The organism is Dyadobacter sp. (genome assembly GCF_039919315.1).
In the GTDB taxonomy this organism is placed as follows: domain Bacteria; phylum Bacteroidota; class Bacteroidia; order Cytophagales; family Spirosomataceae; genus Dyadobacter.
The window spans coordinates 22,676-37,271 of sequence record NZ_JBDSFX010000022.1; the positions used below are offsets into that span (position 1 = coordinate 22,676).

General features: G+C 39.5%; 14 protein-coding genes. All 14 read right to left on the reverse strand.

What is annotated here, in order from left to right:
- Window positions 1–89: 89 nt before the first annotated feature.
- Window positions 90–1,043, reverse strand: coding sequence for a hypothetical protein (locus ABIO93_RS06555; RefSeq protein ID WP_348065681.1), 954 nt, complete (start codon window positions 1,041–1,043; stop codon window positions 90–92).
- 245 nt (window positions 1,044–1,288) lie between these two features.
- Window positions 1,289–2,647 (reverse strand): DUF5723 family protein, encoded by a 1,359-nt coding sequence (locus ABIO93_RS06560; RefSeq protein ID WP_348065683.1) that lies wholly within the window; start codon window positions 2,645–2,647, stop codon window positions 1,289–1,291.
- A gap of 5 nt (window positions 2,648–2,652) precedes the next feature.
- Window positions 2,653–4,173: a capsule assembly Wzi family protein gene (locus tag ABIO93_RS06565; protein WP_348065685.1), complete on the reverse strand. Its 1,521-nt coding sequence runs from the start codon at window positions 4,171–4,173 to the stop codon at window positions 2,653–2,655.
- A gap of 29 nt (window positions 4,174–4,202) precedes the next feature.
- Window positions 4,203–5,429 (reverse strand): WcaI family glycosyltransferase, encoded by a 1,227-nt coding sequence (locus tag ABIO93_RS06570; protein ID WP_348065687.1) that lies wholly within the window; start codon window positions 5,427–5,429, stop codon window positions 4,203–4,205.
- 4 nt (window positions 5,430–5,433) lie between these two features.
- A complete protein-coding gene (locus ABIO93_RS06575; RefSeq protein ID WP_348065689.1) occupies window positions 5,434–5,835 on the reverse strand; it encodes a VanZ family protein in 402 nt (133 codons plus the stop codon).
- A gap of 6 nt (window positions 5,836–5,841) precedes the next feature.
- Window positions 5,842–6,381 carry a putative colanic acid biosynthesis acetyltransferase gene (locus tag ABIO93_RS06580; RefSeq protein ID WP_348065691.1) on the reverse strand — a complete coding sequence of 180 codons (540 nt, stop codon included), beginning with the start codon at window positions 6,379–6,381 and terminating at the stop codon, window positions 5,842–5,844.
- 31 nt (window positions 6,382–6,412) lie between these two features.
- The gene (locus tag ABIO93_RS06585; protein WP_348065693.1) at window positions 6,413–7,612 is read right to left on the reverse strand and encodes a glycosyltransferase; all 1,200 of its coding nucleotides are present in this window, start codon (window positions 7,610–7,612) and stop codon (window positions 6,413–6,415) included.
- A gap of 28 nt (window positions 7,613–7,640) precedes the next feature.
- Window positions 7,641–8,711, reverse strand: coding sequence for a glycosyltransferase (locus tag ABIO93_RS06590; protein ID WP_348065695.1), 1,071 nt, complete (start codon window positions 8,709–8,711; stop codon window positions 7,641–7,643).
- Window positions 8,711–9,262, reverse strand: a complete 552-nt coding sequence (locus tag ABIO93_RS06595) for an acyltransferase (RefSeq protein WP_348065697.1) — start codon at window positions 9,260–9,262, stop codon at window positions 8,711–8,713. Before ABIO93_RS06595 ends, ABIO93_RS06590 begins: the two co-directional genes overlap by 1 nt.
- A 1-nt stretch (window position 9,263) precedes the next feature.
- Window positions 9,264–10,151: a glycosyltransferase family 2 protein gene (locus ABIO93_RS06600; RefSeq protein WP_348065699.1), complete on the reverse strand. Its 888-nt coding sequence runs from the start codon at window positions 10,149–10,151 to the stop codon at window positions 9,264–9,266.
- The gene (locus ABIO93_RS06605; protein WP_348065701.1) at window positions 10,117–11,385 is read right to left on the reverse strand and encodes a hypothetical protein; all 1,269 of its coding nucleotides are present in this window, start codon (window positions 11,383–11,385) and stop codon (window positions 10,117–10,119) included. The genes ABIO93_RS06600 and ABIO93_RS06605 overlap by 35 nt, the downstream gene beginning before the upstream one ends.
- Before the next feature lie 62 nt (window positions 11,386–11,447).
- A complete protein-coding gene (locus tag ABIO93_RS06610; RefSeq protein ID WP_348065703.1) occupies window positions 11,448–12,098 on the reverse strand; it encodes a CatB-related O-acetyltransferase in 651 nt (216 codons plus the stop codon).
- Window positions 12,095–13,456 (reverse strand): oligosaccharide flippase family protein, encoded by a 1,362-nt coding sequence (locus ABIO93_RS06615; RefSeq protein WP_348065705.1) that lies wholly within the window; start codon window positions 13,454–13,456, stop codon window positions 12,095–12,097. The genes ABIO93_RS06610 and ABIO93_RS06615 overlap by 4 nt, the downstream gene beginning before the upstream one ends.
- A gap of 129 nt (window positions 13,457–13,585) precedes the next feature.
- Window positions 13,586–14,596: GDP-mannose 4,6-dehydratase (gmd, locus tag ABIO93_RS06620; protein ID WP_348065707.1), on the reverse strand; the 1,011-nt coding region annotated here is incomplete at its 5' end.

Here is a 14,596-nt window from a genome sequence, read left to right on the forward strand (position 1 = left end):
GTACTTGTACCGCCCTGTAAGAAGATTTGTTTTATTTATTCTTGTTAATTTTACAGTTGATGGTAGCTTTTTCTACGTTATAGGACATGTCAGTGAAAAGATGTATTCTTAAAAAAAGATAGGATTCGATTGGCGACTAGCCGGTAACCTTGCACATTAAGATGAGTATTGTCTGAGCGCAAGCTACCAGGAATTGCGCCGAGTGCCATGGTGATGCGATCCTCTTCCGTGGGAGAAAAATTAAGCGCAAGTATCTCATTTTGGTCAGGTGGCCCTACGGAAACATAGTTATCGGGATACTTTAGCTTTAAATTTTCATTGAAGTCATTGATGACTCTATGAATTTCTGTCCCTCTTGTCTCTTTGAGCCCATTTAGTATTCCAAGAAGTATGAAACGCCGAGGGGTGGAGATATGGTTGATGCAACTATCGATTACACCCATAACCGTCTCCAACCGAGGAACGTCATTGCGTCCTAACCACAAGATCTGAAAGTCGTCTCTTGTGCCAGAAGAATCAGCAGGGGCGAATACCGAATCTGGATCTATTCGTGCTGACGACTGACTGAGAGGTTTCAATGTATATTTTTCCGTTAAATTATTCAGCGGGCCACTAGCCGTCCGTATCATAGTGCATCGGACTCCGCCAATAGAACCTGCACTTTCAAAGGTATTTGAACTTGCTTTCGTGGACAGAAATGGAGTTGAAATATGGGTTACCCCTATCTCGTTTAATCCCGCAAAACTATTGTTTTCAACCGTGACATAGATGCTCAGACCACCTTGCCTGCAGGCAATTTGCTCAGCGTTTTGACCACCCAAACCAAAGGTTTTTATACTCTTGCTGGGGAAGGCTTCTTGCAAAAATTTAGAATAGGGAACTCCTCCGGCACCCGCCGTTAAGCTGTCGCCAAAACAGGAAATGGAATTATTTGTAGATTGTGCATTGATCGCAGCAGTCAATCCGCCTTTTGCGCTAGCTGTGCAAAAGACGCTACCGAGGGCTAAGCTACTGCAAGATTTGAGGAATTCATCACGGGTCATTAGAATCGTTTTTAACAGAATTGTATGCGATAGGAGTTTAAGCTCCATCAGCAGCTGTTGGCTCTCATAAAACAATGCCAGATGGGAAGAATGGTACTCTTCGCTTTTCAGAACAGTTTTACTTGGTACTTAGAGGGAATAAGATTGGGTAAGGAATACACAATTCAGGGAACAAGCGGTGGCATTTGAAACAAATTTGGATGTTGAAGCGGTCGAGCGTTCGGGAGAGTGCGAGGAGCCGTACATCATTTTTGCGGAAACGAAATACCGATGAAAAAATCCAGTTGTTTGCTTTTTCCAATCGCGCTGTTGAAAATACTGTTACTTCCAAGGATCAATTGACCAACTCTAGCTTCAAGGCCGGCATTGAGGCCGGAAATGCTACGAAACATCACTGGAAGTGAGATTCCGAATTTGCCTTTTTCCCACCTGGGAGAAAGGCAAATGAGTGAATTGCCATACAAAGTCATCGCAGCAGCATCCTTTTGTCGTAAGTTAACTATGGCGGTTAATCTGGTATAAAAGTGTTGATCAAATTTATAATCACTCCATATATTTAATGTCGTTGGAAGCCCCAATGCATAAGTTTGAGACGAGGAACTGGTTTTTGAAAAGAAGTCAGGATATTTATCGAAGACCTTTGTTGTTTGGCTGAAAGTGGAATTGTTGAAATTGTTATTAAAATACAAGCCATAACCATTAGATATCTCAACGTTATAAGATTTACTGTATGTTGAATCCGCTTTGTATCTTATTGTTCCAATATCGGACACCGAAAAACCAACAGTGAATTTAGCCTCTTTTCCTTCTCCGTAATAAATATATTGCAGTCCGAAACTTGCTCCAAAACTAGCTTTGTTCAGCTTGAACAAATTGTTGGTATTTAAGTCACCAAACAAAGTGCCAGACGTTCGGGTCGTAACGCCGCCCGTAGCATCATTCAACGCGGTAAGGTAGGAGTTGATTCTTCTGATCGTTCCAGTCAACTCCTTGACATTTATTGCTGAGTTAGCAATTCCGTTAATATACTTTAAAGACAGTCCTCCGGTAATTGAATGTACCGAGTTTTTGAAAAGCAGATAGGATGTTGAAAGATTAATTTCTGAAAAGACAGCAGCATTCATATGCATGCTTTCTTTTGACATCACATATGGATATTGTTGGGGAACCTTGACAATTTCACCAATTTCACTCAAAAGTCTTCCGTCCACGTTTTCATAGTTTGTGTGAAACCGTGTGCTCGTACCAATTGCCATTGAAAGTTTGGGATTCAATCGGAATGCTAATGAAGGCCCTCTGAGGTTGATACGTGACTGGCCTGACGAGAGTTCCGAAGTTCCAAGCACATTTTGTCTAAGAAAATTCGCATTGATATTCCTGAGATTACTGACTCTCATCGCGGCTGTATTAGCTAGAACTTCGGCCTGAATGGAAAAAAAACTAGCTTGCCATCTCGTTTTCTGAATTTCTAATGATGGTTGATTTGTAAACGATCTGGTAGTCAATCCGCCGGTTTCGGTAAAGTTCGAATAAAACTGGGCGTAGGAAGCTGCTGGTAACCCTAGGTACAGAAGTATTGACTTCCAAAAAGATTTCATAGCCATGCTCATTACCACTTTTTAACTAGTCTCAGAGATCCGCCGACCGAATTGTAAAGTAACTTCCCATTGTCAATCGCAAGCGTTGCTCCTAGAAAAAGGTTGTTTTTTAAATGCCGGTTAATCTCAACAATTCCTGAAAACTGATCAACTTTTTGGAAGAGACCATATATTGGGTTACGCTCATGCCGTCCTCCGGTTAACCAATAAGGGATGTCACTAGTCCTATACTCTCCATAGTTTTGGGAATAAGTTAATTTAACAAGATACCCCCAGGACAGAATGGACCCCTCAGTACCAACGTTGTAGGCTACCACGCGGTTGTTGACGAAGTAATTGATTGGATCATTTGGTAAATTTTTTCTGGCGTAGATTCTGCTGGTGATCAACGGGTTTCCTAAACCATCTCCCTTGTATGAATAACCTTCTTGATACACGCCATGATTGTAGTAATATTCCGGACCGGATGGTGTCTTTTTAGAGTCTCGTTCACCAGCTTGATTTTTACTATAAAAAAACTCGACAAGAAAGCGACGCCAAATCCACTTGTTGTTACTAGTATTTTTGTTGACGAGGGAAATGCCGGTCAGACCGTCTTTTGCATTTGCCAAATAGCCCAGTGCACCTTTTTCGTAAAAGAACTGCCTGTAAACCAACAATGTTAAATCGTTAGTAGCATATTCCAGTCCAGTGTCGACAGCACCTAAATGGTTACCTATTTTAGAAATGTCCCTCATTAATCCGTCCCTAACGTATTTTTTCCCAGTTATCACATGAAAAAATGCTTGGGCTGTTGTCAGGTTATATTGGTCTTCAAAGATTTTTTTATCGCTGCCCCATAGTACCTCGTGATTGATTCCTGTATATAATTTTAGCCTCCACGCAGGTTTTCCAAACCTAACATGGAATGATGCATTGTGAAAATAGGTCGGGACAGATGAACCATTGAATTTTTCATATTGAATTGGAACCTTCCCCATCCATCCATAAGAAAAGGAGCCTTTAATGGCGATAATTTTTTTCAAGAAAGGAAGGTCAAGGAAATTTGGAATGCTCAATTCAATTTTTGGAATACCCAGTGCATTACCTGATAAGGCGAAGGAACCAGTAGATAGGGTTGAATCTACCAGTCCGCTTATATCTTTCGATCTTCCAGCTTTAATTTGAAAAGCTCCAAGACGTGCTTTGACATATGCTTCAACGGGTATGACTTCGAAATTCTGACCTGCATTTAATCGCAGATCTAAAGCCATTCCCCAATCCACAAGTTTCTTGTTAGGGTACTTCTGGTAGCTTCTTTGAACATTTGCTATGAGAGAAGTCGAAAGTCCCTCCAATGGTACACTACCGAATTGATTGGAGCGCATCCAGAAAGGCAATTGATTACCAGACGTTGCAGTGGCGAGAATGCCAACATTGGCTTCCCACGGTTTTGTAGCAAAAGATGAGTCTATTCTTAGAGTGTCTTGGCCGTGAGTACTAACTGAGATAACAAATAGTAAAAACGATGCTAGGTGTTGGCTTGCTTTCATGTTGTCAGCAATGGGATGGTGCAAAAATGTTATAACATTTTTGCCAGTGAAAATTCGAGATGAGTCAGTATGTTTTCTTTGCTCAGAAATAATTCAGAATATTTTCGGGCATTGGTCTGATATAGAGTCAGGTCGGATGCTAACGCCGTTTCGATGCCTTTTTTCAATTCTATTGCTGATTCTGGCTCAACAATGATGCCCATCTCATGTTGCGAAATGACCTCATAAAGTGAGGTGCCCTTTGATGCAGTCACAATAGGGCAACCTCCCGCTGCCAATATCGCAGTAAGCTTACTTGGCATCACCAGATCAGATGCGCTCTTTTTTTGCATTACAAGGTGTAAGTCAGCTGTTGCAAGTAAAGCGGATAGCTTTTCATACGGTTGAAGGGGTAAAAATTGGACGTTGGGTAAGCCAGCGTCATTCACTAATCTGATCAGGTTATCTTTACCACCCCCGGAACCAACAATTAAGAAGAGCACATCGTGTCTATTTTTAAAAGCTTCTGCGACGTCGACGATAATCTCTAGTCCTTGTTTTTCACCTAAATTTCCAGAATAGAGTATGACTTTTGCCTCCTTTTCTATTCCGAACTCTTCTCTGAGAGAATGTTCTGGTGATAATGGTTTTATCTCATTTCCGTCAACCCAGTTTGGGAATAGTAGTATTTTAGAAGGAGCTATTCCCTTTGAAACGATTTTAGCCATCATGCCAGGGCTAATCGTGGATACAGCTGAGCTATTATTCAAAATAATACGTTCTAAAAGGAACATAATGTCAAGAACAGCCTTGTTCTTTATCATTCCAAGGTCTTTTGCGGCATCGACCTGTAAATCTTGGATATGCGTTACAATTTTTGATCCTCGAAGCTTAGCATAGATCATAGGTAGTATACCCAGATGAAATGGCGGTGACACACATATCACCACATCATATTTCTTTTGAAATAAAATGCTAATCCATACCGGTATAATTCCAAGGAGGAAGGAGAATTCGTGTATTATTCTTTTAACTGATGTAACCTGTTTTGGAACATACAATGGACAGCGATATAGCGTGACATTATTCAAGTACTCTTTGGTCCACCACTTCCCCTTATATTCAGGATGGATACTCCATTCGGGATAATATGGGAGAGCTGTGACTACGGAAACCTGGTTCCCTCTTTTTGCCAGCCAAGTAGCCATTTCACCCGTATATTTTCCTATACCTGTAAGTTCTGGTGCATAGTTAATACCATATATTAATATTCGCATAAATTTAAAATTCTCGATAACGTTGAATTACTTTTGACAGGGCTACAGCGATAAGTACTCCCACAACAGATCCTGTGATTCCCCATGCTATGTCCCGCCAGTCAAAATGCCTCTTTGGCAGATAAAGTTGTCCTACCTCTGCAAGGGTGACTATCACTCCGAGCAGAAGTAAAATCCAAAACCTTTTGCCGATTCTGTTCGAATGCTTACACACCCAGATTTCCGATAATATCCCAAGGAATACAAATGGAACCGCGGTTCTTAGATTCGGATTAGCGTTCGTCCAATGTCCAAGCCATTTAGGGAAGTAGGATTTTAAGCCTATATCAGGATTTGGTAGCCAGCTGAAATAGAAAACAAGAAAAACACATCCGAGGCAAAGGAGAATCAATATGAGGTTTTTCATAACTCATTATACTCTATCCTTTACCGGCTTTGCGGGCGAGCCCAAGCAAACCTTATTGGCAGGCAATGATTTGAATACAGAGGATCTTGCGCCAACCACCGCTCCTTTACCAATAGTTACACCCGGGCCAATGTACACATCTGTTGCGAGCCAGCATTCATTTTCAATGTTGATTGGTTCTTGATAAATTGGGAAATCGGATTTTGAGTAGTCATGCGATCCGGTGCATAAATAACTTCTTTGCGAGATAACCACATTATCACCAATGTTAATTGAGCCCAAACTGTAAAGTATTACTTCATCACCTATCCAGCTATAATCGCCAATCGTTACTTTCCAGGGAAATTGTGTGCGCATGGAAGGGCGTAGTATCACATCTTTACCGATTTTAGCGCCAAACAGTCGCAGGAGAAAACGTCGCCATCCATACATAAACTGAGGTGATGTATTAAAGAACAAAGCCTCAATAATCCACCAAAGCTGAACATACCAACCAGGTCGACCCCGGAATCCGGCTGGCATAGTGAAAGTGCTTAATATCTGCATATAGGAAATTTACTCAATTGTTTGATTTGATTTACTCGCTTATTCCCATCAAAAATTGAGAAGCAGCAGAGGCTATTTCAAATTTCTCTCTAAATACTTTTGTGCCATTATTTTCCATAACTTTCTGATCGGCCTCGGTTAGTCCCAACCATGACCTTAACATTCTCAATACACCATTTAAGCTATCTTCCTCAACTATTCCTGCGTTTGCTTCTTTAATTTCAGTCCAGATATTTACCTGGTTTGAAATCATGACAGGCTTTCCGCAAGCCAGTGCTTCGGCCACCGCAATGCCGAAGTTTTCTTGATGACTTGGTAATATAAATCCTTCACAGCCATAAAAAGCACCCCATTTTGACAAACCCGACAACATTCCAGGGAAGATTATGTTTATTCTTAACAAATTATCATCAGCCACCATTGCGATCATTTTTTTTCCGAAATCTGAGTCCAATTCGGGTCCCGCAATGACAAGTGCTGGTATCTCCCGGCCCATCTCGCTATACTCTCGTAAAACCATCGAATATGCCTCAATAAGCAGATCCACGCCTTTCTTGTAATTGATCCTACTAAGAAACAATATGTATTTTCTATTCAAAACCTCAGGAACTTTGGCGAAAAATGCATCAGACATTTCCGGAGAAAAGCTTGGAGGGGTCTGGATGCCATAACCAACATTAATTTCTTTTTTGGGACTATAAGGCCTAAATGTTTCTCGCGCAAGCTTTAATTCCGCCTCGCAAGTAAAAAGCAATCCGTCAGCATTGTTGATAACCCGACCTTCGATTACCTTCCAAAACAGCCAGTTACGAAGTGCTTTCAATCTCCTGCTTTTGGCGCGCTGAAACCAAGGGTCGAGCATTCCATGCGGCATAACATACAGACGCGGACCATTGCCTTTATTATGTTTTTTAAATTTTACAAGGGCGTTGTGCACGGCAAAGCTTGGATATTGCCATAGGCCGTGGATGATTACAATATCGAATCTGTTAAAATTCGCTAGAAGCCATGGAATAAGATTACTATTGTATGACCAGGGGCCCTTTCCTTTACCGACCGCATGAATCACAAATGGATCCTTTCCTAAAAAACTTGAATCCGCTGAATCCAGGGACACAACTTCATTCTGAACGCCAAGTTTCGTGAGCTCTGGAATAGAGTTTCTAATTCCTTGGGAAGGGCCTCCTCCGGCAGGGTCCATACTCCAAATAACACGTAGTATCTTCATCATTGTTAGATTTATAACACATAACCCGCTGTTAGCGAGATCTCTGGCTGACGGCTAAAAACAAACTTTTACCGAAATTGTCCCAGGAATGTTCTTCAATAAACTTGTTCAAATTCAGTGGACTGATTTCGTTTCCATTTCTCATGATATCTGCGATATCGGAATACGATTCAAATGTATTTATCAATCCCATTTCACCAAGCTCCTTGAATGCGCCAAGTTTTGGACCAATGATTGCAGACTTTAACGACAAGGAAAATGCGAGAGCACCAGACGTAAGTACGCTGCTTCCGTTATAAGGAAACAGAACAAACCGGGACTGCTTGTGTAGCTCAATAACTTGTTCATCGGGAATAAAAGAATCATCAATGGTTACTTCCGGTGAAATGAATTCATTTACTTTTTCCAGATATTTCTTGTCCTTAAACTTCCCGGCAATATGTAGTCTAAATTTTAGACCATGTTCAGTATAAAATTTTACGAATTCGAGCACTCCTTTATAGCTGTTCATAGCGCCCCAGATCAAAATATCGATCGTTTTGGGTTCGCCAACTGGCACTTGCTGTGTTGCAACGGCCAGTTTGTTGTCAAATGGATGAAAGAAATAAAATGTCTTTGACAACTTCACTTTTTTTTCCTTTAGAAAGTTAGTTGCTTCGCTCGAATGCAAAATAATTAGGCTAGAGTATTTTAACATCAACCGCTGTATGACCAAGTATAATTTACTATCTGAATAGTGAGAGTTAAAATTATGCAGCGTCCATATTACTTTTTTTCTAAATAATTTCATTAACAGCAACTGTGCCACGAATAAAAGAGATTGAATGTATCCGAATTTTTTTTGCGGTAAATTTTCTATCCAATTAAAGTAGAAGATGTCGCTCGAGAAGAAGTAATTGAAAAGCGATAATATTCCGTGCCTTCTATCATCGGTTTTGTTGATGACTGTGAAGTTGTTATTCTCAAGTGAGGTAATCAAGTCTTCGGTGTAAGGATTACCAGTTTCATTTAGTCTTTTTGGTACGATTGGGTAAACAAACACATTTTTCTTGACTGGTGTCAATTGGGCTATATTTTCAGTTGTCGGTAGCTTCTCAGTCATTAGACGACGAAATATGGAAAGTAATTATTCTTGTATAAAAGTTTGGAATTTCTTGTTCCTATGACTTTGGCGGGCACTCCTCCCGCTATTGACATGGGCGGAATGTCCTTCGTGACAACTGCTCCACACGCTATGACGCTGCCGCGTCCGATCGTGACGCCAGGTAGAATTATAACCCTTGATGCAATCCAGACGTTTTCCTCTATCACGACGTCCCCAGATTGGGTCTCGTGATAGTCCGAATGGGGATTATGTTCTAAGGTAAATATCCAGGTACCCCTTCCTATATCGACATTATTATGGATGCGAATAGTACCGTTTCGTCCATCGAGAATACAGTCGGGATTTACTATACAGTTGTCTCCAATTATTATTTGACTTTTATTTAAACTTGATGAGAGAAATCGGACGTTTGGCAAAATGTTAGACTTTGATCCAAGTGTGACATAGAACCTAGCAAAAATTAAACGAATATTTGCAAAAGGAATCCTCGTGAAAAGTACATTATAGAAATACAGAATGAGTGGTTTGACAAATCTAAGTAGTTTCATCTTAGGTAAAGTTTCTCATTGAAATTAGTAATACTTTCATGTAGGTCTTCACCAAATAAGGCCAAGCGATAATGCTGGTGCAATGTCTTTTTGTAAACTCTATGTTCTGAGCCAAATTGTAGTTTGACCGATTTGATGTGAAGAAAGCTTTTAAGTCGGCAAATTTTTTAATCTGCTTCACACCGGTTGTATTTCTATCATTGAATAGTTTTAAAGAGGGAACTGCGAAGACCTTATAGCCCTGCTGCTTGGCTCTTAGGAACATGTCACTGTCCCCATGGTATTGTGGAAAATTTATTGGGTCGAAAAAATTTATTTTTAATAACGTATCCGCAGGAATAAGTGTACCCATACCTCCGGACCAATCCACCTCTGTTAGTTTATTGTATTTTTCTCCATCCCTTTCATTCGAGCCAATCAGAGTTTTCTTTCCCGTTTTCGAATTAAATAAGCAACCGAAATTAAAGAGAACGTCCCGCGTATCAGACCAATAGATTTTTGAAACAAGAATGGATGAACGCAGTTCCCTATTTTGTTCTAAAATACTTCCCAGGTTCGCAAAATAGTCTTTATCACATTCAAGATCGTCGTTCCAAAGTAGAATGTGGCTACAGTGTTGACTATGTACGGCAAATCTAGCTCCAAGATCTATTGAGCCGGTCCACCATAAGTTCCCATTTCCATGGAGAACAACTACATCCGGATGTGCAGCTTTTATCCATTCTGGGCTTCCATCAGTCGAATTATCATCAACAACTATTATATCGAATTTGATATGAGGTTCATGGGTGGCATAATACCTCTCTAATGACATTTTAAGAGAAGCTATTCCTTTTTTTGTTACCTCCAATCTATTATAAATTGGTATTAAGATGCAAATTTTGAGCATTGGATCTTGATTTATATGCTTGCAGCAGGAGACGTTGATTTAATAGTCCAAAGAATATGAATGCATGGAAAAAAGGAAGGTCAAAAAAGGTCTCACTAAATCCACAAATAAAAATAATCAAGGTACATGATATTGAAAACATAAGTGAATGCACCTTGAAAAAGTCTCCAAGCTTTCGAAATGAAATGAAAATTAACGCAAAATAAAATATAAAGAATGGTAAGCCCCACTGTACAATTAATGCGGTGTCTCCGCAGTTCCTCAACACCAGAATACTTGAATTTTTATACACGGTGCGAGAACCTTTGCTGCTACCTTTTCCGAAAAGTATTGCAATTATATCGTTTTTAATTTCTTGAATGTCTAGTATAGCACTGGCCAGACGCGAATCTCCGCCTTTTTCAGTCATGTCCACTTGGACATTTTGTATTTCACTTTTAATTTTGGATTCCAGGAAACCTAATCTCGTGAAAAATAGCAATGAAGCAAGAACTAGTGAGATGGCCAGAACTAATTTAAATTCGAATTTTATTTTTTTAGAAATTACTACGTAGCAAGTCAGTAGTAATATATACGCTAAATAACCTGTGGTCGAAAATGTAGTTAAAATTGCAATTGTAAAAATAATTCCTCTTTTATTGAATAGAGTTTTGGTTAATAAAAAGTTAAATATTTGAGCAATAATTAGCATTGTAGCAAAAACTGTCGGTTCCCAGAATGGCCCGTTATTGCGACCTAGGTTAAGAAAGTTTCCATCAAAAGTGAAAAATATCGGACTTATTCTCTCGTATTGATTAAATGCGCTTTGTTCAATTGTTAAAAAAAATGGCGAAAACAATCGAGAGAATGCGACAACTAAATCTTTGCTGACATAGTAAGTAAGAAAAATCGGAAAGCTTATAATCGTAAACAGATAGATAATATTGTTATATATTGGTAAAAACCTGAGTTTTAAATGGTAGATAATCAATCCGGCAATGACAAAGTAAAGTATCTGATCTCTTAATACAAAGAATTCATAATTAGGATAATATACGAAATGGAATATTTCGAGCACACTGACAATGGATATAACCATCAATGTTCTAGGTTTGATGGCTAATTTTTTATATTTCAGACCAAGAAGAATTAATATAATCACCATACCCAATACACTTTTTTTGAAAAATGGTATTGTTGATAAGGCAATTAGAAAAAAGACAAGGAAATAGTCTACATTAATGTATTTGCGCACGATTTAGTGAATTTGGTTCTGACTATTATAAGAATCCCTTTTCAATATTTTTGTTAAGGCCATTATACATTTTCAATTTCTTTGAAAAATCCGGGAAGATCGAATAAATGTTTTTCAACCGCTTCTCTAACCTTTTCGTCTTGATTCCACCAACTAAGTTTGAGCAGTTTTTCTATTGTATCTTGTTCAAATCGATATTTTACTATCTGGATAGGACAACCAATTGCAATTGCATAAGGAGGAATATCCTTGCTAACAACGGCACCAGCACCGATTACTGCACCATCGCCGATAGTGACTCCATCTAACACTGTAACATTCATGCCAATAAATACATCACTTCCAATATTTATGGTTTTTCGTTCCTCAATCTTGTTGCTTTTGCTGTAACTGAAACCAGCCTGGTTTCTAGTAGAATAAAAAACCGGGCTCGTCGATATGCCGTTTGTTGGGTGTATTCCAAAGCCGCAAAGGAAGTTTGGTCCGATAGAAGAGAACTTACCAATTATAGTTTGCGAGATTTTGGAATTGTGGGCAATGTAGGTCCCCTCTCCTATGCTGCAGCCTGCAATCGAGTAGGGAGGATGAAGCCTTGATTTTGCGCTCATTGTTGTGTTTTCGATATTTAGTAAGTTCTGTTCCCAGAACAGCCGGTTTTTTAGAAGGCTTTTAAATAGCGTAGCCACATTAATAAAAAGGTTAGATATTTTCATTTTCCCCAAATTCCCTTTGCTTGTTGATTCAATATTTTTTCAACCTGTACGTAAAACACCAAACTCATGATACAGGAAAATACCGCGTTGGATGATACAATTCCTACTAGCCCATACAGTTTCCCAAATTGAATCGCCAGGGGTATATTTATCATGGAGCTAACTAAAACTATAATAAGTTGCAATCTCATTTTAGAAAGTCCATTTAAAATATACACATGAGCGGTTTGCCAAATTAATGCTGTTGAGTATAAGGCCATCGCCGACGAGAGGGCAAATGATATTTTAACAGCATCCCCGAGCCACAGCTTGTATAACCAGGGAGATAAAAGCAGTACAAGAAATAATAGTATTGTAAGATATGCAGACAATCTTCTTATGGTGGTCATGTTTTTTTTCATCCAAACGAAATCTTGTTTTGCGTATGCATCGGTGAATGCACTCCAATATGGTGTAATTATGATTGTAAAAATCATGGTAACAACAGAAAATAGTTTGTAGGAAACATTGAATTCTGTTACGTATTGGGGACCCAGGATGTTCGTAATAATTATGTTGTTGGTTTGGAACAGAATAATTGCACCGATTTGAATTATAAAGAAAATACCTCCGGTTCCCATTATTTTTCGAACATACTTTACCTCGATGCCTTTGTATGAAGGTGCTAGATATTTTAATCTGGTTCCATAAAGATAAATGCTTGCAAGAACAAGAGTGATAATTGGGATTATCGTCAAGATTGACGCAAGAAGCATCAACGTGCCAGGAATAAACTGTTTCAGAAAAAAAATTGCAATCAAACTACCAACCTGGCCGACAAATGAGATGAAAGCAGCGACTGCCGGCTCGTGAACCGCCGTTAGTACAGTATTGATTAATTGCACGACAAACTGAACACAGAATGAGCTTAGGACTATCAGAATTACAAAAGTAAAATTATCATTTACATCCGACGGGACATTTAGAAGCCTGTTCCAGTTAACCAGAGGCGCACTTATCCAAAATACCAATAGCAGCAAGCTCGAAATTGCCAGAAGAGCGGCATATGTTGTGCTAACATATTTCTTTCCTTCTGTGAAGTTTCCGTTACTGATTGATGAGGCTAAACTATTCCTGAGCCCGTTTCCCAGACCGATGTCGAAAAAATTCATCCATCCAACAATGGAGCTTATGGTTAGCCAAATTCCATATTGAATAGGGCTGACGTAGTCGATTGTCAAAGGTACCAGTATCAAACTTACCAGAATACTTCCTCCTTTTACGCCAAAGGACATAAGGATATTTTTGAGTATTTTTTCAGTTCTCTGATTTTTTTTTACAATAATTGCAATGACTTTGGACTTTATTATTTCCAGCATGATGCTTAACTCTTGGTCTAATTTGTTAAAGAATCGCAGATTTTCTCGGTATATCTTTTCACGATCCTTTTGCCTCGAGACGTGTTGTTAATTCGCAAATGAAGAGCAAAGGCAACTTCGTCATTTCTCCTATTCGAAATAATTGAGAACGCCGAATCCTTCTTTAAGCAAAAGTTGATCTTTTTGGAACAGGCGCAAATCTGATGTAGCCATATCTTCGATCAAAGTATCCAACGTATGCTTTGGTTTCCAACCCAACTTTTCCTGCGATTTTGTAGGGTCCCCAATGAGCAACTCAACCTCTGTTGGACGGTAATATCTCGGATCAATTTTTAGTACAGGTGTTCCAATTTTTAAATGTTCACCTTCCGTAATGCCTAACTCAGCCAAACGAGCCGAATTGATAGAGGCAATTGTGCCCACCTCATTTGCCTCACTCCCTGAAAAAGCTACTTCAACTCCTAAAAACGCGAAGGTTTTACGGATGAATTCACGTACACGGGTGGTAACTCCGGTTGCGATTACGAAGTCCTCTGAAACCTCCTGTTGTAGGATCAGATACATAGCCTCAACATAATCTTTGGCATGTCCCCAGTCGCGTTGAGCATCAATGTTGCCCATATACAGAGTATCCTGCAGTCCCAAAACAATTTTGGCGGCCGCCCTGGTAATCTTCCTGGTAACAAAAGTTTCACCCCTCAATGGAGACTCATGATTAAAGAGAATCCCATTAGAGGCAAACATTCCGTAAGCTTCACGGTAATTCACCGTGATCCAATATGCATAAAGCTTAGCTACTGCATAAGGAGAGCGTGGATAGAATGGAGTGGTTTCTGACTGTGGAACAGCCTGCACCAAGCCATATAGTTCAGATGTAGAAGCTTGATATATTTTTGTCTTTTTTGTCAGCCCTAAAAGTCTTACGGCTTCCAAAATCCGCAATGTTCCAATTCCGTCAGCATTAGCAGTATACTCAGGCATTTCAAAACTAACCTGGACGTGACTCATGGCAGCCAGGTTGTAGATTTCGTCAGGTTGAACATCCTGAATCAGGCGTGTCAAATTCATTGAATCCGTCAAATCGCCATAGTGCAGAACGAATCTGGGATTGGTAACGTGAGGATCCTCATAAAGGTGGTC

Coding starts and splice junctions, on each gene's coding strand:
- ABIO93_RS06595 (WP_348065697.1), bottom strand. CDS start 9,262: ATGAAACTACTTAGATTTGTCAAACCACTCATTCTGTATTTCTATAAT.
- ABIO93_RS06585 (WP_348065693.1), bottom strand. CDS start 7,612: ATGATGAAGATACTACGTGTTATTTGGAGTATGGACCCTGCCGGAGGA.
- ABIO93_RS06565 (WP_348065685.1), bottom strand. CDS start 4,173: ATGAAAGCAAGCCAACACCTAGCATCGTTTTTACTATTTGTTATCTCA.
- ABIO93_RS06590 (WP_348065695.1), bottom strand. CDS start 8,711: ATGACTGAGAAGCTACCGACAACTGAAAATATAGCCCAATTGACACCA.
- ABIO93_RS06575 (WP_348065689.1), bottom strand. CDS start 5,835: ATGAAAAACCTCATATTGATTCTCCTTTGCCTCGGATGTGTTTTTCTT.
- ABIO93_RS06615 (WP_348065705.1), bottom strand. CDS start 13,456: ATGCTGGAAATAATAAAGTCCAAAGTCATTGCAATTATTGTAAAAAAA.
- ABIO93_RS06560 (WP_348065683.1), bottom strand. CDS start 2,647: ATGGCTATGAAATCTTTTTGGAAGTCAATACTTCTGTACCTAGGGTTA.
- ABIO93_RS06555 (WP_348065681.1), bottom strand. CDS start 1,043: ATGACCCGTGATGAATTCCTCAAATCTTGCAGTAGCTTAGCCCTCGGT.
- ABIO93_RS06580 (WP_348065691.1), bottom strand. CDS start 6,381: ATGCAGATATTAAGCACTTTCACTATGCCAGCCGGATTCCGGGGTCGA.
- ABIO93_RS06570 (WP_348065687.1), bottom strand. CDS start 5,429: ATGCGAATATTAATATATGGTATTAACTATGCACCAGAACTTACAGGT.
- ABIO93_RS06600 (WP_348065699.1), bottom strand. CDS start 10,151: ATGCTCAAAATTTGCATCTTAATACCAATTTATAATAGATTGGAGGTA.
- ABIO93_RS06610 (WP_348065703.1), bottom strand. CDS start 12,098: ATGAAAATATCTAACCTTTTTATTAATGTGGCTACGCTATTTAAAAGC.